The 16374-nt window shown below is 57.7% G+C and carries 12 protein-coding genes; 7 read left to right on the plus strand and 5 right to left on the minus strand.

Annotated features, from left to right (window positions below; all coding sequences use genetic code 11):
• The first annotated feature begins 11 nt into the window (after positions 1-11).
• On the plus strand, positions 12-1004 hold the full coding sequence (locus OQV00_RS01185) for a glycosyl hydrolase family 8 (RefSeq protein ID WP_015585553.1): 993 nt from the start codon (positions 12-14) through the stop codon (positions 1002-1004).
• A gap of 59 nt (positions 1005-1063) precedes the next feature.
• On the opposite strand, the gene map is transcribed toward OQV00_RS01185, so the two are convergent.
• From map to bcsE, 5 genes are all read right to left on the minus strand, one after another.
• Positions 1064-1843: a type I methionyl aminopeptidase gene (gene map, locus OQV00_RS01190; protein WP_004868737.1), complete on the minus strand. Its 780-nt coding sequence runs from the start codon at positions 1841-1843 to the stop codon at positions 1064-1066.
• Entirely contained in the window at positions 1824-2042 is a 219-nt protein-coding gene (locus tag OQV00_RS01195) for a ParD-like family protein (RefSeq protein ID WP_004868736.1), read from the minus strand. Before OQV00_RS01195 ends, map begins: the two co-directional genes overlap by 20 nt.
• A gap of 210 nt (positions 2043-2252) precedes the next feature.
• Entirely contained in the window at positions 2253-3923 is a 1671-nt protein-coding gene (gene bcsG, locus OQV00_RS01200; RefSeq protein ID WP_015585554.1) for a cellulose biosynthesis protein BcsG, read from the minus strand.
• Positions 3920-4117: a cellulose biosynthesis protein BcsF gene (bcsF, locus tag OQV00_RS01205; protein WP_266279711.1), complete on the minus strand. Its 198-nt coding sequence runs from the start codon at positions 4115-4117 to the stop codon at positions 3920-3922. The genes bcsG and bcsF overlap by 4 nt, the downstream gene beginning before the upstream one ends.
• A complete protein-coding gene (bcsE, locus tag OQV00_RS01210) occupies positions 4114-5670 on the minus strand; it encodes a cellulose biosynthesis protein BcsE (RefSeq protein WP_015585555.1) in 1557 nt (518 codons plus the stop codon). Before bcsE ends, bcsF begins: the two co-directional genes overlap by 4 nt.
• A 170-nt stretch (positions 5671-5840) precedes the next feature.
• Between bcsE and bcsR the strand changes: the two genes are divergently transcribed.
• Genes bcsR through bcsC form a run of 6 tightly spaced genes read left to right on the plus strand, consistent with a single transcriptional unit; the run spans position 5841 to position 16341 of the window.
• Positions 5841-6029, plus strand: a complete 189-nt coding sequence (gene bcsR / locus OQV00_RS01215; RefSeq protein WP_004868728.1) for a cellulose biosynthesis protein BcsR — start codon at positions 5841-5843, stop codon at positions 6027-6029.
• 11 nt (positions 6030-6040) lie between these two features.
• On the plus strand, positions 6041-6778 hold the full coding sequence (gene bcsQ / locus OQV00_RS01220; protein ID WP_004868727.1) for a cellulose biosynthesis protein BcsQ: 738 nt from the start codon (positions 6041-6043) through the stop codon (positions 6776-6778).
• Positions 6775-9393 carry a UDP-forming cellulose synthase catalytic subunit gene (gene bcsA, locus OQV00_RS01225; protein ID WP_004868725.1) on the plus strand — a complete coding sequence of 873 codons (2619 nt, stop codon included), beginning with the start codon at positions 6775-6777 and terminating at the stop codon, positions 9391-9393. Before bcsQ ends, bcsA begins: the two co-directional genes overlap by 4 nt.
• 10 nt (positions 9394-9403) lie before the next feature.
• A complete protein-coding gene (gene bcsB / locus OQV00_RS01230; protein ID WP_032718368.1) occupies positions 9404-11767 on the plus strand; it encodes a cellulose biosynthesis cyclic di-GMP-binding regulatory protein BcsB in 2364 nt (787 codons plus the stop codon).
• Between the two features lie 3 nt (positions 11768-11770).
• Positions 11771-12880 (plus strand): cellulose synthase complex periplasmic endoglucanase BcsZ, encoded by a 1110-nt coding sequence (gene bcsZ, locus OQV00_RS01235; RefSeq protein WP_004868720.1) that lies wholly within the window; start codon positions 11771-11773, stop codon positions 12878-12880.
• Positions 12862-16341 carry a cellulose synthase complex outer membrane protein BcsC gene (gene bcsC / locus OQV00_RS01240; RefSeq protein WP_143959078.1) on the plus strand — a complete coding sequence of 1160 codons (3480 nt, stop codon included), beginning with the start codon at positions 12862-12864 and terminating at the stop codon, positions 16339-16341. Before bcsZ ends, bcsC begins: the two co-directional genes overlap by 19 nt.
• The last annotated feature ends 33 nt before the right edge of the window (positions 16342-16374 follow it).

Below are 16374 nucleotides of genomic sequence, written 5' to 3' on the forward strand. Positions count from 1 at the left end.
CGGGTGAACATATGTCTTTGCGTGTTGTAATCGCAGTCATGGTGACGATGGTGCTGCTGCCCCGCGCGTGGGCAGACACCGCCTGGGAAAGCTATAAATCGCGTTTTATGATGGCTGACGGGCGCATTGTGGATACGGGCAACGGTAACGTTTCGCATACCGAGGGGCAGGGATTCGCGATGCTGCTGGCGGTGGCGAAAAACGATCGGCCGGCCTTCGACAAGCTATGGCAATGGACCGATAAAACGCTACGCAATAAAGACAACGGGCTCTTTTACTGGCGCTATAACCCTGTGGCGCCGGACCCTATTGCCGATAAGAACGATGCCACCGACGGCGATACCCTGATTGCATGGGCGCTGCTGCGCGCACAGCAGCAGTGGGGGGACAAATCCTACGGTAACGCGTCTGATGCCATTACCGCATCGCTGCTGAAAAATACGGTGGTGACCTTTGCCGGCTATCAGGTCATGTTGCCTGGCGCCAAAGGCTTCAACCGCAACGACCATCTCAATCTTAACCCCTCCTACTTTATCTTCCCGGCATGGCAGGCGTTTGCCGCGCGCACGCATCTGATCGCCTGGCGTAAGCTGCAAAGCGACGCTCAGGCGCTGCTGGGCAAAATGGCATGGGGCAAAACCCAGCTCCCTACCGACTGGGTTGCGCTGAAAGCTGACGGTAAGATGGAGCCGGCGAAAGAGTGGCCGCCGCGGATGAGCTATGACGCGATTCGTATCCCGCTGTATCTCACCTGGGCCAATCCACAGAGCCCGCTGCTGACGCCGTGGAAAAACTGGTTCCAGAGCTATCCGCGGCTGCAAACGCCGGCGTGGATTAACGTCAGCACCAATAACGTCTCTCCGTGGTTTATGACCGGCGGCCTGCTGGCGGTGCGCGATCTGACCATGGGCGAGACGCCGGAGGATCCGCAAATTACCGCCCAGGATGATTACTACTCCGCCAGCCTGAAACTGCTGGTCTGGCTGGCAGGGCGCGATCGGTAATTTTAGCGCCTTCGCCAGGCGCTATGGCTTGCTGAAGGCGATATCGACAGCGGAACGGCTCAGAACGGGATAATTTCGTCCTGGCGTAGCGTCAGGACTTCTACGCCGTCGGCGGTAACGGCGACGGTGTGTTCCCACTGCGCCGAGAGCTTCTTATCGCGGGTCACTACGGTCCAGCCATCCTTCTTGATTTTTGTCCGGCTATCGCCCTGATTGACCATCGGTTCGATGGTAAAAACCATCCCCTCTCGCAGCACGGCGCCTTCACCCGGCTTGCCGTAGTGCAGCACCTGGGGCTCTTCGTGCATCTCCTGCCCGACACCGTGACCGCAATACTCCCGCACGACGCTGTAGCCGTTGCTTTCGACATAGCTCTGAATCGCATGGCCGATATCACCCAGCGTGGCGCCGGGCCTGACCACCTTGATACCTTTCCACATCGCTTCGTACGTTTTCTTCACCAGTCTACGGGCCAGCGGCGAAACGTCGCCGATTAAGTACATTTTGCTGGAGTCCGCAATCAGGCCATCTTTTTCCAGCGTAATGTCGACGTTGACGATCGCGCCTGATTTCAGATGCTCCGTTTCTTTTGGCATGCCGTGGCACACCACTTCATTCACCGACGTATTTAAGACGAAAGGATAATCATATTGCCCTTTGCTGGCCGGTCGGGAATGGAGCTGGTTGACGATAAAATCTTCCGCCAGGTTGTTGATTTCCATGGTGGTTATGCCGGGCTGAATATGTTTATCCAGCATGTCGAACACCGAGGCCAGCAGCGCGCCTGCCCGGCGCTGTCGGGCTAATTCGTCCGCCGTTTTAATGGGAATTGATGGCATTGATCACCTCCAGTAAACGATCGGATCCCGATTTAAGCATCATCATCTTGATTTGCTGGTGGTTAAGCTCCGGGTAGAGTTCGCTCATCATCCCCAGCCGAATCCAGTATTCCGCCTGAGCATTCACTGAGCGTGACATGGCCTTGCTGGCGTCGCGGATGTCGTCATGCAGCAGGTCGGAGATTTTTACGATTCCCATATATATGTTCCGTAATGATTCATATATATATCGTATATCCCCGGGCGGACGCTGTCACGGCGTTTTTGCCGGCGGCGGTCGTCCGGAGTGCGCCATCAGAGATAGCGACCCTGGGTGGTGATTGGAGTTTTCAGCGGGGAATTCGCGAGGGGCAGTTGACCTGCTGGCGTATCATGGCCGCAGGGAACGCCCCTGCGGCCATTGGCGGGATTACTGCGGGTACGGTACCCAGCTTCCGCCGTTCAGCTGAACGTAAGGTTTCCCCTGGTACTGCATAACGATGGCGTTGGCGTTTTCCGATACCGCGGCGCTTTGCGGCAGGTTGGCGGTGTACTGCTGCCAGTCCACGTTATCTTCGGTAAACATCTTGCCGTCCAGCGCGCGAACCACCAGCTCCGACACGGCCAGGTAACTGGTCGGCTGGTCGATAATCAGCGGGGCCCCCTGATGCGGTGCCTTCATCCCGAAGAATTTCACCGCCGTCGGCACGTCGGTAATGGACGGGCTCGGGATATCGCGCAGGCCAGAAACCTGCATTTTGTCGCCCTTCAGCGCGCCGCCGTGCTCCGGTACGACCACGACCATCACTTTACGGCCCGATTTTTCCAGCTCGGTAAAGAAGTTATCCAGCTCGTCGAAGAGTTTCTGCGCGCGAACTTTATAATCCGCCGTTTTGCTCTGGCCCGGGAAGTGGTTGCCGTCGTGCAGCGGCAGGATGTTGTAGAAGGTGGCGTTGCGGGCGTTACCCTGTTTATTTTCGGTTTCCAGCCAGCGGTTGAGGGTCGCTAAGTCGTCATAGACCGGCGAGCCATCAAAAGCCTGCAGGCTGACCGGCAGCCCCGTTTGATCCATCAGCGGACTTTGCATCCCGCCTAAGCTACGCAGCTCTTTCAGGAAGTCGCCGAACTGACCGTTATGGCCGAGCATCAGCTGTTGGGTAAAGCCGAGTTTGGCCAGATTTTCGAACAGGTAACAGTCGTTGCCCGACGGTTGATAGAGGTTCGAATGCGACAGCTGGCCGCAGCTTGCGCGCAGCAGCCGTACCGCCGCCGGGCCGCTGTAGGAGGTCGCCGAGTTAAAGTTTTTGAACACAATGTCAAAATGCTTCCACAGCGGATGATCCATCAGCCCGGCGGCTTCGATATCGGACCACGACAGCGAGCAAATGTTGATAACCAGCAGGTCAAACGGCTGGGCATCGGCCGGAAGCCGATCCGGGAACGGCGTTTTGCGCTTCTGCTCTGCGGCGTAAAACGCGTTCAGCCAGTTGGTCAAATTCGCCGAGGTGGGCGGTTCGGTCTGTGCCGGAATATCGCCGCTGGCGGCAGAGGTGCCCGCCGGGGCCGCCGTCGTGGTCGTGGTCTTCACGGTGGTCGCCGCTGCCGTCGGCTGGCCCGCAGGCCATAACGTAAAGGCCGGAAGCAGTGGGCTGACCGCCAGCCACACCATAATGGCGGAGACCACTACCGTGACGCGCAGCCACTGGCTGATGAACATCCACAGAACCAGCAGCAGGAAGAAGGCGCCGACCATATTCCAGTTAATAAAGCGGGTGACCAGGTCCCAGATATAGGTGGCGCTGAAGCCAGCAAGCTGCGAACCCTGGCTGAAAATACTTTCCGGCCCCGGTAGCCAGGTATCATGCCAGAACAATCCGATGCCGATCGGAATAGCAATCCAGTGCCGCAGACGGTGCAGTTTATATTTCGGCAGCGGGACCAGTAAAAACGCGAGAAAGACCAGGTTGAGCATGGGATGAAAATTAAGATATCCCGCCCAAAGCAGCGCAAACTTCACCAGGAAGTAAAAATTCCAACCGGCCAGGCCACGCCAGTATTGCCAAAGCGGCAGCGGCGTCGCATTTGTTTTTGGATTCGTCATTTATTCAGTTTGCCTTGCTGAGTTGTTGCTTCCCGGCGTAATACGCCAGCCGGTTTGACATAACGAGGTTTAAAGAACATTAAGCGTAAGGTGGTGCGAATTCGACGCTGATAATGGCGCGTCAGGTATCCCAGCGGAAAAAACAGCAGGGCACAGAGTATGATCAGCTGAAGAATATCACTGATGGACATCATGACGTTTTCTCCCTGTCGGTAGACAAACGATGCGGCTGCGGAATGCGTCGCCAGCTGCGTCCGTCATGGGCCGCGTTAATGGGGTTGTTTTTCTCCATCGTAATAGGCAGCGGCGTGTTCCACTGCGCCGGCGAAATACCCCGCATCAGCCCAATTTCCGCCGTGATTTGTTTATCTTCAAACCAGACCATGCGGTTGGAAAAAATATCGCCGGTGGGCAACGGGAAAATATGGTTTAGCGCGGTGTCCAGGTCATTGACGCGACAAAACGACAGGAACAGTACTAATCGGTTGTTACCGATCGTCATGATATCGCCCATACGGTTCGGCCGGCACAGGGTCAGCGCTTGCTCGACGCGCAGCCCCGGCGCCGGGCGCAGCGCCACCATCACGCCCTTGCTGTCCGCAGGCAGCATGGTGTTGGCCATAATGTTATGTACCGCGGCGCAGAAATCCCCCCACTTTTGGTAGCCGCGTAGTTTGAGCGGCTGACTCCAGGTCAGCAGGGTGGCGAACTCTTCCGGAATATGGCGGGTGAACTTTTGTTTTTGCACGCTTTCCACTAGCGTCAGGCAGCGGGAAAGCGGTGCGCTGAAGGGGATCACCATATTCGCGCCGCTGCTGAGCAGCAGTCGCTCATCGGTGGTACGCAGGCTGGGGAGCTGTTCGCGCACCACAATTTTCAACGCGCTGCCGCGTTGCCGGCGCAGCGTATGAATATAGCGACCCAGCTGCTCAATCTGTTCGTTCTGGGTCACGGAAAATAACAACGTTGCCGCCTGCGCGGTGCGGGCGGCATTAAACACGCCGTCATTGGTATCAAACAGCGTCCAGTATTCAGACAGGGCAGGCGCGCCTTCGAGGACTCGCAGGTTACTCAGGATAACCTTCTCATCGCTGCGCGGCTGCACCGTGGCCTCTTCTTCTTCTGCCAGTCGCCAGCCGTCGTCATCCTGGATTACCGTCAGCTGCTGCTGTGCGCTCATTCCTTTTTCGCTGCCCCACCAGGCAATATCAAACAGAAAACTATCGCCCTGATAACGAATGCTCGCCAGCCCGGAAAGGGCGCGGTACTCGTGTAATAATGGCGAAAGCTGCTTGTCTATATCATTATCGGAATTAAGAATTAATAACGAACACTTATGATATTTAGCCCATTGGTGAGATTTTTCAACCCATGCGCTTATTTTCTCACTTTTTATGTTTTTCCATGCATTTTCGGCACACAGCAAAATAAAAAAGTAATTGGCCGGATCGACCGAGCAGAGTAAATCACGATGCATTTCTTCCAGCCCTGCCGTCAGGTCAGGCATGCTGAATAATGCCACTTTTTCCGGGCCGCAATCTTTTTTTAATGATATGATTTTATTTGGTTTCTCACCCATGACGATGGCGGCGACTTTGCACTCTTTATCCTGGGCCGCCAGGGTTTGATTGAGCAGGCTTACCGCGTCAGGATAGCGATCGACGTTAAGCCACCACACGCCCCCGACGGGCATATGACAGACCTCGTCCCATAATGATGAAATACCTAAAGTATAAACGATATTCACGTCGTTCCTCGTCAGCCCTGATTCATACTGGATCAGTTTACTAGCGAAAGCGTCAGAGTAAACCTAACATTGAATTTAAAGGGTATCAGTTTTAGCATATATAGGTGAGTTAAGACTGAGCCTATTATACATCGGGTTTTATTTATGTGTTTTTTTGAATGGACAGCGAAATGCCGGGAAAAGAGCCTTCAGTACCCTCAGATGCAACGCTGGGTTATACCTTTCAAAATGATTTCCTGGCGTTAAGCCGGGCATTTTCCCTGCCCGAAATTGATTACCACGACATTTCCCGGCGCGAGCAGTTAGCCGCGGCGCTGAAACGCTGGCCACTATTGGCGGAACTCGCAGAGAAAAAGTAAGGACGCCGTCGATGGCTATTCTTGGATTACAGGGTATCCGCGGTGGCGTGGGCACCACGTCGATTACCGCCGCGCTCGCCTGGGCATTACAGCTCCTCGGGGAAACGGTTCTGGCGATCGACGCCAGCCCGGATAATATGCTGCGCTATTTTTTCAACGTTGATGCGACGCATCGCGACGGTTGGGCACGTTCGTTAATTGACGGAGGCGACTGGCGCGACGCCGGCATCCGTTATACCTCGCATATTGATATTTTGCCTTTTGGTCTGCTTTCGCCCGGTGAAAGAGAGAACGTTGATAAGCTCTATCCAATGCTGGAATCTTTTGTCGGCATGGTGGAGAAGCTGGAGCAGCAGGGCGATCATCGCTGGCTGCTGCTGGATTTACCGGAAGGTTATTCCCCGCTGACGCGTTCACTGCTTAGCGCCTGCGATCGCACGCTGGTGGTGGTGCATCCGGACGGCAACAGCCATATTCGCCTGCATCAACAGGCGCTGCCGGCAAAAGGCGATATTCTGATTAACGATCTGCGCGTCGGTAGCCAGCTACAGGAAGATTTATACCAGCTGTGGCTGGAGAGCCAGCGCCGTATTTTGCCGGTCACGGTCCATCGTGATGAGGCGATGGCGGAGTGTCTGGCGGCGAAGCAGCCGCTCGGGGAATATCGTTCTGATTCGCTGGCCGCCGAAGAGATCCTGACCCTCGCCAACTGGTGTTTGCTGCACTATTCCGGCAAGGGGGCGCAATGATGCGCCTGAGTACCCTGCTACTGGCGCCGCCGGTCGCGGAACGTCTGAGCGAACGCTACAGCGATTATCGCCGCCACGGCGCATCGTGGCTGTCCGCATCGCTGGGCTGCCTGTGGGCGTCATTGGTCTGGGCGCTGATGCCGCTGGAAACACCGCGCTGGCAGGCGATTCTGAACAACCATCATGACTACTTCCCGCATATTAATCCCCATCGCCCGCGGCTGCTGGATCCGCTGCGCTATCTGCTGCAGTCCCTGTGGCTGCTGGTGACGCATGTACCCGGGGCGGATAAAAAGGCGAACTGGCGTTCGTTTGCCGCCATCAAAGGGGTTCACGGGCGCTATACCCAGTGGCTGGATACGCTTCCCGAACGGACGAACAGCCGCACAGCCCATCTGAATAAACACAAAGAGCTGGCGCACGTCAGTCCGAAACTGCGCAAGGCGATTCTTGGCGTGGTCGTCACTTTCTCGCTGGTGCTGTCGCTGCTGTGTATTACCCAGCCCTTTAACCCGCTTTCACAGTTTATTTTCCTGATGTTGCTGTGGGGCGTGGCGCTGCTGGTACGCCGTATTCCCGGCCGTTTTTCGGCCCTGATGCTGATTGTCCTCTCGCTGACCGTCTCCTGCCGCTACATCTGGTGGCGCTATACCTCGACGCTGAACTGGGACGATCCTGTCAGCCTGGTGTGCGGCATTGTGCTGCTGTTTGCTGAAACCTATGCCTGGCTGGTGCTGGTGCTGGGCTATTTCCAGGTGATATGGCCATTGAATCGCCAGCCGGTTCCGTTACCTAAAGATATGGCCGAATGGCCGACGGTGGATATTTTCGTTCCCACCTACAACGAAGATCTTAACGTGGTGAAAAACACCATTTATGCCTCGCAAGGTATCGACTGGCCGAAAGATAAGCTCAATATCTGGATCCTCGATGACGGCGGGCGCGAAGAGTTTCGTCAGTTCGCCAAAGACGTCGGCGTGCATTACATCGCCCGCACCACCCACGAGCATGCCAAAGCCGGGAATATCAACAACGCGCTGAAGTACGCCAAAGGCGAATTTGTGTCGATCTTCGACTGCGACCACGTGCCGACACGCTCCTTCCTGCAGATGACCATGGGGTGGTTCCTGAAAGAGAAAGAGCTGGCGATGATGCAGACGCCGCACCATTTCTTCTCACCCGACCCGTTTGAACGCAACCTGGGACGTTTCAGGAAAACGCCGAACGAGGGGACCCTGTTTTACGGTCTGGTGCAGGATGGTAACGATATGTGGGACGCCACCTTCTTCTGCGGATCCTGCGCGGTCATTCGTCGTGCCCCGCTGGATGAGATTGGCGGTATCGCTGTGGAAACGGTGACCGAGGATGCCCACACCTCCCTGCGTCTGCACCGTCGCGGCTACACGTCCGCCTATATGCGTATTCCGCAGGCCGCGGGCCTGGCGACCGAAAGCCTTTCGGCGCATATTGGCCAGCGTATTCGCTGGGCGCGTGGCATGGTGCAGATATTCCGCCTCGATAACCCCTTGTTTGGTAAAGGGCTTAAGTTTGCGCAGCGGCTCTGTTACGTCAATGCGATGATGCACTTTTTATCCGGCATTCCCCGGCTGATTTTCCTCGTCGCGCCGTTGGCATTTTTACTGCTGCACGCCTATATCATCTATGCGCCGGCGCTGATGATCGCGCTCTTCGTCTTGCCGCATATGATTCATGCGAGCCTGACGAACTCGAAGATTCAGGGCAAATATCGCCACTCTTTCTGGAGCGAAATCTACGAAACGACGCTGGCCTGGTATATCGCGCCACCGACCTTTGTCGCGCTGATTAACCCGCATAAAGGGAAGTTCAACGTGACGGCGAAAGGGGGACTGGTGGAAGACGAATATGTCGACTGGGTCATTTCCCGTCCCTATATCTATCTGGTGCTGCTGAACCTGGTGGGCGTGGCGGCGGGGATCTGGCGTCACCTCTACGGCCCGGAAAATGAGATCCTGACCGTTTGGGTCAGCATCGTCTGGGTGTTCTATAACCTGATTATCCTTGGCGGCGCGGTGGCGGTGTCGGTGGAAAGTAAACAGGTCCGTCGCTCGCATCGCGTCGAAATGAGCATGCCGGCGGCAATTGCGCGCGAAGATGGCCACCTGTTCTCCTGTACCGTACATGACTATTCCGATGGCGGGCTGGGGATAAAAATTCACGGTAAGGCGCAGGTGCTGGAAGGGCAAAAGGTGAATCTGCTGCTCAAACGCGGACAGCAGGAATATGCCTTCCCGGTCCGGGTTGCGCGCGTGAATGGCAGCGAAGTCGGTTTGCAGCTGATGCCGTTGACCAATCAACAACATATTGATTTTGTACAGTGTACGTTTGCCCGTGCTGATACGTGGGCGCTTTGGCAGGATAGCTTCCCGGAAGATAAACCGATGGAAAGCCTGCTGGATATCCTGAAGCTGGGGTTCCGTGGATATCGTCACCTGGCGGAGTTCTCGCCGCCGTCGGTGAAGGTTATTTTCCGCTCGCTCACCATGCTGGTTGCCTGGATAGTCTCGTTTGTTCCCCGTCGGCCTGAACGTGCCGCGGCGATACTCTCTTCAGAACCAGAAATGGCTCAACAATGATGATAATGCGATGAAAAGAAAACTCTCCTTGATTTGTGCAGTGGCAGTGGGAATGGCTGGTTGGTCATCCTTCGCCTCTTTTGCGGCGCCGGCGACAGCCGTGGCTGCGGCGCCAGCGCCTGCGGCGACGGACCCGCTAGCCGGGGGCCTGACGGCTCCGGCCCCGGTCATTGCCGACAGCCAGCCGACGGCAACCCTTGCCGCGCCGCCGGCGCCTGCGGTGGTCATGGAGAATGTTCCGTCCCGCGACGTGAAGCTCTCTTTCGCCAGTATCGCCCCGGCTCCGGGCAGTATGATACTGCGCGGGGCGCATCCCGACGGCTCGGTAGAGTTTGGTATGCGCAGCGATGAGGTCGTGACGAAAGCCCTGCTGAATCTCGACTATACGCCGTCCCCTTCGCTGCTGCCGGTGCAGTCGCAGCTGAAGGTGTACCTCAATGATGAGCTGATGGGCGTCCTGCCGGTTACCAAAGAGCAGCTGGGTAAAAAAGTCAGCGCGCAGATCCCTATCGATCCCCTGTATATCACCGACTTTAACCGCGTGCGTCTGGTGTTCGTCGGCCATTATCGCGATGTGTGTGAGAACCCGGCCAGCAGTACGTTATGGCTGGACGTCGGGCGTGACAGTAACCTGGACCTGACCTATCAGGCGCTGGCGGTGCGTAACGATCTGTCCCATTTCCCGGTGCCGTTCTACGATCCCCGGGACAACCGTTCGCTGACGCTGCCGATGGTTTTCGCCTCCTCACCGGATGCGCAGCAGCAGCAGGCGGCGGCGATTGTGGCCTCCTGGTTCGGCAGCAAAGCCGGTTGGCGCGGCCAGGCGTTCCCGGTACTGTTTAACAAACTGCCGGATCGCAACGCCATCGTGTTTGCGACCAACGATAAGCGCCCGGACTTCCTGCGTGAACATCCGCCGGTGAAGGCGCCGACCATCGAAATGATTAACCATCCGGACAACCCTTACGTCAAGCTGCTGGTGGTCTTTGGGCGCGATGACAAAGACCTGCTGCTGGCCGCGAGGGGGATTGCGCAGGGCAATATTCTGTTCCGCGGCAGCAGCGTCGTGGTCGACGACGTCAAAGAGCTGCAGGCGCGCAAACCCTATGATGCGCCGAACTGGGTGCGTACCGATCGTGAAGTCACCTTCGGCGAATTGAAAACCTACGAACAGCAGCTGCAGTCCAGCGGTCTGGTGCCGGATTCCATTAACGTGGCGCTGAGTCTGCCGCCGGATCTCTATTTGCTGCGTGCCAACGGCATCGACATGAGGCTGAACTATCGCTACACCATGCCGCCGATCAAAGACAGTTCGCGCATGGATATCAGCCTCAACGACCAGTTCCTGCAATCCTTCAGCCTGAACAGCTCTCAGGACGTGAATAAATTGATATTGCGTCTGCCGGTACTGCAGGGGCTGCTGGATGGTAAGACGAACGTCAGTATCCCGGCGCTGCGCCTCGGGGCGATGAACCAGCTGCGTTTTGATTTCCAGTACATGAACCCGATGCCGGGCGGCTCTATCGATAACTGTATTACCTTCCAGCCGGTACAGAACCACGTGGTGATTGGTGACGATTCAACCATCGACTTCTCGAAGTATTACCACTTTATTGCCATGCCGGATCTGCGCGTGTTTGCCAATGCGGGCTTCCCGTATAGCCGGATGGCCGATCTTGCTGACACGCTGATTGTAGTGCCATCCGCACCGACTGAGGGTCAGGTGGCGACGCTGCTGGAATCCGTTGGCGGTATCGGCGCGCAGACTGGTCTGGCGGCTATCAATGTGCAGGTCACCGATGATGGCAGCAAAATTAAGGATAAAGACGCCGACCTGCTGTTGATTGGCGCGATTCCGCCAGCGCTGAAAGATGAGACCAAAATTAGCCTGCTGGTCGATGCGACAAAGAGCTGGGTGAAGATGCCGATGCGCCATTACGATCTGCCGAGCATCTATCCGGATGATGAGGCCAGAACGCCCAATACGCGCACGGATATCACCTCCTCCGGGCCAATGGCGGCCATTATCAGCTTCCAGTCGCCGTATTACGATCAACGCAGCGTCGTGGCGCTGCTGGCGGACAGCCCACGCGGTAACGAGCTGTTGAACGGTGCGCTGAACGACAGCGGCAAGCGGGCGGCGATGTTTGGTTCCGCTGCGGTGATTCGTGAATCCGGAGTGAACAGCCTGCGGGTGGGCGACGTCTATTATGTCGGACACCTGCCGTGGTTTGAGCGAATCTGGTTTGCGCTGTCCAGCCACCCGGTGCTGCTGGCCATTCTGGCTGCGGTGAGCATTGTGCTTCTGGCCTGGGTGCTGTGGCGCATGCTGCGTATTGTCAGCCGTCGTCGTCTCCACCTTGATGATGAGTAAGCGATGATGAACCCGATTCGCGGAGTCATCCTGTCGGTTCTGATGCTGGCGGCGGCACAGGTAAGCGCCGCCTGCCAGTGGCCGGCCTGGGAGCAATTTAAAAAAGAGTATGTGAGTACCGAAGGGCGGGTGGTTGATCCCGCCGATTCGCGAAAAATCACCACCTCCGAAGGGCAAAGCTACGCCTTGTTCTTCGCGCTGGCGGCAAACGATCGCGACGCTTTCGGCAAGCTGTTCCAGTGGACCCAGAACAACCTGGCGGCGGGCGATCTGCGTGCGCACCTGCCGGGCTGGCTGTGGGGCAAAAAGAGCGATGAGGAGTGGACGCTGCTGGACAGCAACTCCGCGTCCGACTCCGATTTATGGATAGCCTGGTCGCTGCTGGAAGCCGGGCGGTTGTGGCAGATGCCGCAGTACACCGAGGTGGGCAAGGCGCTCTTGTCACGTATCGCCGATGAAGAAGTGACGGATGTGCCGGGTTTCGGACCGATGGTGCTCCCCGGTAAAGTTGGCTTTGTCGACGATAAAGGCTGGCGCTTTAACCCCAGCTACCTTCCGCCACAGCTTGCCAGCTACTTCAGCCGGTTTGGCGCCCCGTGGCCGAAACTGCGCGACAGCAACCTGCGTTTTCTGCTGGAGACGGCGCCCAAAGGTTTTTCTCCTGACTGGGTGCGTTACGAAAAAGGACAAGGCTGGCAGCTGAATGCGGACAAACCGATAATCGGCAGCTACGACGCGATTCGCGTCTATCTGTGGGTCGGGATGCTGGATGATGGGGATAAACAGAAAGCGCGACTGCTGGCGCGTTTTAAACCGATGGAAGCGCAGACGATTCGCCAGGGCGTACCGCCGGAAAAAGCGAATATCGCAACCGGGAAAACGACCGGCAACGGCCCAGTCGGATTTTCAGCGTCGATGCTGCCGTTTTTACAAAATGACGACGCCCGGGCGATACAGCGCCAGCGCGTCGCAGACCACTATCCGGGCGCCGATGCCTACTATAGTGCGGTCCTGACGCTTTTTGGCCAGGGATGGGATCAACATCGTTTTCGTTTCACTGCGGGTGGCGAATTACGACCTGACTGGGACCAGGAATGCGTAAGTTCAGATTAAGTATTATCACCTTGTCTCTCGGGATCGCCCTGCTGCCGCTGGCGCAGGCGGCGACAACCCCTGCCCAGGAGCATCTGCTGGAGCAGGTCCGGCTGGGCGAAGCGAGCCATCGTGAAGATCTGGTTAAGCAATCCCTCTATCGCCTGGAGCTGATTGACCCGAATAATCCGCAATTAATTGCCGCGCGAATGCGTTACCTGCTGCGCCAGGGCGACACCGACGGCGCCAAAAAACAGCTCGACAGGCTGGCAAAACTGGCCCCCGATTCCGCAGAACTGAAATCCTCCCGTAGCGAAATGAACCTCAACACCGGCGACGGGAGGCAGGAGCTGCAGCAGGCGCGCCTGCTGGGAGTGTCGGGACGTGTAGAAGAGGGGGTGGCCGCCTTTGAAAAATTGTTCGGCGGCGTGCCGCCCGATCAGACCCTCGCGATTGAATACTGGGCGCTGGTGGCGCGCCTCCCGGCGCGACATAAAGAAGCCGTTGCTCAGCTGAAGAAGCTGGATGCTAGCTCCCCGGGCAATGCCGACCTGCAGGCGGCGTTGGCCAAACAGATGTTTGCTGACGATAAACCGGCGGAAGGGTTTGCCTATTTAGAACAAATGTCGCGTTCGGCCGCCGGTCGCGGCGCTGCGGCCGATATGTGGCTTAGCGAAATCAAAGATATACCGGTCAGCCGGGCCAGCGTGCAGCAACTGCAGCGTTTTCTGGTCCTGTTCACCACCGGTGAATCGGCAGCGAATGCTCGCGTGTTGCTGGCTCAGCAGCAGGCGCAGCTTCAGGATCCGGCATTTCGCGTGCGTTCCGAAGGACTGGCGGCGGTCAAAAATGACAACCCCGCCCAGGCCGTGGCCAATTTACAGCAGGCCGTGCGGGCCGATGCCAGGGACAGCGACGCCGTGGGCGCGCTGGGCCAGGCCTATTCGCAGCGTGGCGACAGAGCCCGTGCCGTCGCACAGCTGAACAAAGCGATCGCGATGGATCCGAAAAGCCCGAATCGCGATAAATGGGACAGCCTGCTACAGACGAACCGCTACTGGTTGTTGATCAAGCAGGGCGATAATGCGCTGAAGGCCGGCGAGCTGGATCGGGCACAAAACTATTATGCGCAGGCTCAGCGGGTCGACAGTAGCGATAGCTATGCGGTGCTTGGGCTGGGGGATGTGGCGGCAGCGCGCAAAGATAATGCGGCAGCGGAGCGCTATTATCAGCGTACCCTGCGGATGGATCGCGGCAACAACCTGGCGGTTCGCGGGTTGGCTAATCTTTATCGTGCGCAATCGCCGGAAAAAGCCAGCGCCTATATCGCCAGTCTGTCGCCTGCCCAGCGGCGCAGCATTGATGATATCGAGCGCAGCCTGACCAATGAACGACTGGAAAAACAAGCCGAAGCGCTGGAGAGCCAAAGCAACTGGGCGCAGGCGGCGGAGGTCCAGCGTCGGCGTCTGGCGCTTGACCCGGATAGCGTGTGGATTACCTATCGTTTATCCCGTGATTTAGTCAGCGCAGGCGAACAGGCGGAGGCCGATACGCTGATGCGTAATATGGTCAGCCGTAAGCCGGGGGATGCCGAGCGGGTTTATGCCTGGGGTCTCTATTTATCCGGCAATAATCAGGACGATCTGGCGCTGGCGCAGCTCGCTACTCTGCCGCGCGGCCAGTGGACGGATAACATTCGTGAGCTGGATGCGCGCTTACAGAGCGATAAGGTGATACGCCAGGCTAACCAGCTGCGCGACAGCGGCCGGGAAACACAGGCTATCGCCCTCATTCAACAGCAGCCGCCGTTGGTTCGCTACCAGCTTACGCTTGCGGACTGGGCGCAGCAGCGCGGCGATAGCCAGACGGCGATTGCGCAGTACAACGCGGTGCTGAGTCAGGAGGCCGACAACGGTGATGCCCGTCTGGGACTGGCGGAAGTCTATCTTGCCGAAGGCGATAAAAATGCCGCGCGCGCGCAGGTCAGCCAGCTGAAAGGCGGAGAGACCGATTCCATCAATATGCAGCGGCGGGTGGCCCTGGCGAATGCGGGGTTTGGCGATACAGCCCAGGCACAGCAGATTTTTAACCGTATTATCCCGCAGGCGAAAGCGCAGCCTCCGTCAATGGAAAGTGCGCTGGTGCTGCGCGATGCGGCCCGGTTCCAGACCCAGAACGGCCAGCCGCAGATGGCGCTGGAGAGTTATAAAGATGCCATGGTGGCTTCTGGCGTGACCCCGGTCCGCCCGCAGGATAACGATGCCTTTACCCGCCTGACCCGCAACGACAGCAGCGATGACTGGCTGAAGCGCGGGATCCGCAGCGACGCCGCGGATCTCTATCGCCAGCAGGATCTTAACGTCACCCTGGAGCATGATTTCTGGGGATCCAGCGGCACCGGCGGTTATTCCGATCTCAAAGCGCACACCACGATGCTGCATGTGGATGCGCCGCTCGCCGACGGACGCATGTTCTTCCGTACCGACCTGGTCAATATGGATGCCGGCAGCTTCTCAACGAACAGCGACGGTAGCTATTCGCCAAACTGGGGGACCTGCGGTGAAATTGCCTGCACCAGCGGTAGCAAAAACCAGACCGACGGTGGCGCCAGCGTTGCGGTGGGCTGGAAGAACGAGACCTGGAGCGCGGATATCGGTACCACTCCGATGGGCTTTAACGTGGTGGATGTGGTAGGCGGCCTGAGCTACAGCAACGATCTCGGGCCGATCGGCTACACCCTCAATATGCATCGCCGGCCGATTTCCAGCTCGCTGCTTGCCTTTGGCGGACAGAAAGACAGCAGCAGCCATACCGGGACAACCTGGGGCGGCGTCCGGGCTGACGGCGGCGGCGTGAGCATGAGCTACGATAAGGGCGAGGCCAACGGCGTCTGGTCTTCGTTGGGCGTCGATCAACTCACGGGAAAAAACGTGGCCGACAACTGGCGCGTGCGCTGGATGACCGGTTACTACTATAAAGTCATCAATGAAGATAACCGCCGCGTCACGGTGGGCCTGAACAATATGCTCTGGCACTATGACAAAGACCTGAGCGGCTATACCCTCGGCCAGGGCGGCTACTATAGCCCGCAGGAGTATATCTCGTTCGCGGTACCGGTCACCTGGCGGCAGCGGACGGAAAACTGGTCATGGGAACTGGGGGGATCCGTCTCCTGGTCGCACTCGCGTACCAAAACCATGCCGCGCTACCCGCTGCTGAATTTGATTCCCTCAGACTATCGGGCCGATGCCAGTCAGTTGACGGAGCAAGGCAGCAGCAGTCAGGGCTTTGGTTACACCGCCCGGGCGCTGGTTGAGCGACGAGTTACCGGCAACTGGTTCGTGGGGGCGGCGGTGGATATTCAACAGGCGAAGGATTATACCCCGAGCCATGCGCTGCTCTACGTGCGCTATTCGGCCGCCGGCTGGCAGGGTGATATGGATATGCCGCCGCAGCCGCTGGTACCCTACGCGGACTGGTAGCAGAATAGCCTGAATTACGCGATCGGGCGTCAC

The organism is Klebsiella sp. DY2415 (assembly GCF_026314315.1).
Lineage (GTDB): Bacteria > Pseudomonadota > Gammaproteobacteria > Enterobacterales > Enterobacteriaceae > Klebsiella > Klebsiella ornithinolytica.

What these genes read in the sequence shown, in the direction of transcription:
- bcsA (WP_004868725.1), top strand. Translation starts at nt 6,775, where the DNA reads ATGATGCGCCTGAGTACCCTGCTACTGGCGCCGCCGGTCGCGGAACGT.
- bcsQ (WP_004868727.1), top strand. Translation starts at nt 6,041, where the DNA reads ATGGCTATTCTTGGATTACAGGGTATCCGCGGTGGCGTGGGCACCACG.
- bcsB (WP_032718368.1), top strand. Translation starts at nt 9,404, where the DNA reads ATGAAAAGAAAACTCTCCTTGATTTGTGCAGTGGCAGTGGGAATGGCT.
- bcsF (WP_266279711.1), bottom strand. Translation starts at nt 4,117, where the DNA reads ATGATGTCCATCAGTGATATTCTTCAGCTGATCATACTCTGTGCCCTG.
- bcsC (WP_143959078.1), top strand. Translation starts at nt 12,862, where the DNA reads ATGCGTAAGTTCAGATTAAGTATTATCACCTTGTCTCTCGGGATCGCC.
- OQV00_RS01185 (WP_015585553.1), top strand. Translation starts at nt 12, where the DNA reads ATGTCTTTGCGTGTTGTAATCGCAGTCATGGTGACGATGGTGCTGCTG.
- bcsR (WP_004868728.1), top strand. Translation starts at nt 5,841, where the DNA reads ATGCCGGGAAAAGAGCCTTCAGTACCCTCAGATGCAACGCTGGGTTAT.
- map (WP_004868737.1), bottom strand. Translation starts at nt 1,843, where the DNA reads ATGCCATCAATTCCCATTAAAACGGCGGACGAATTAGCCCGACAGCGC.
- bcsG (WP_015585554.1), bottom strand. Translation starts at nt 3,923, where the DNA reads ATGACGAATCCAAAAACAAATGCGACGCCGCTGCCGCTTTGGCAATAC.
- OQV00_RS01195 (WP_004868736.1), bottom strand. Translation starts at nt 2,042, where the DNA reads ATGGGAATCGTAAAAATCTCCGACCTGCTGCATGACGACATCCGCGAC.
- bcsZ (WP_004868720.1), top strand. Translation starts at nt 11,771, where the DNA reads ATGATGAACCCGATTCGCGGAGTCATCCTGTCGGTTCTGATGCTGGCG.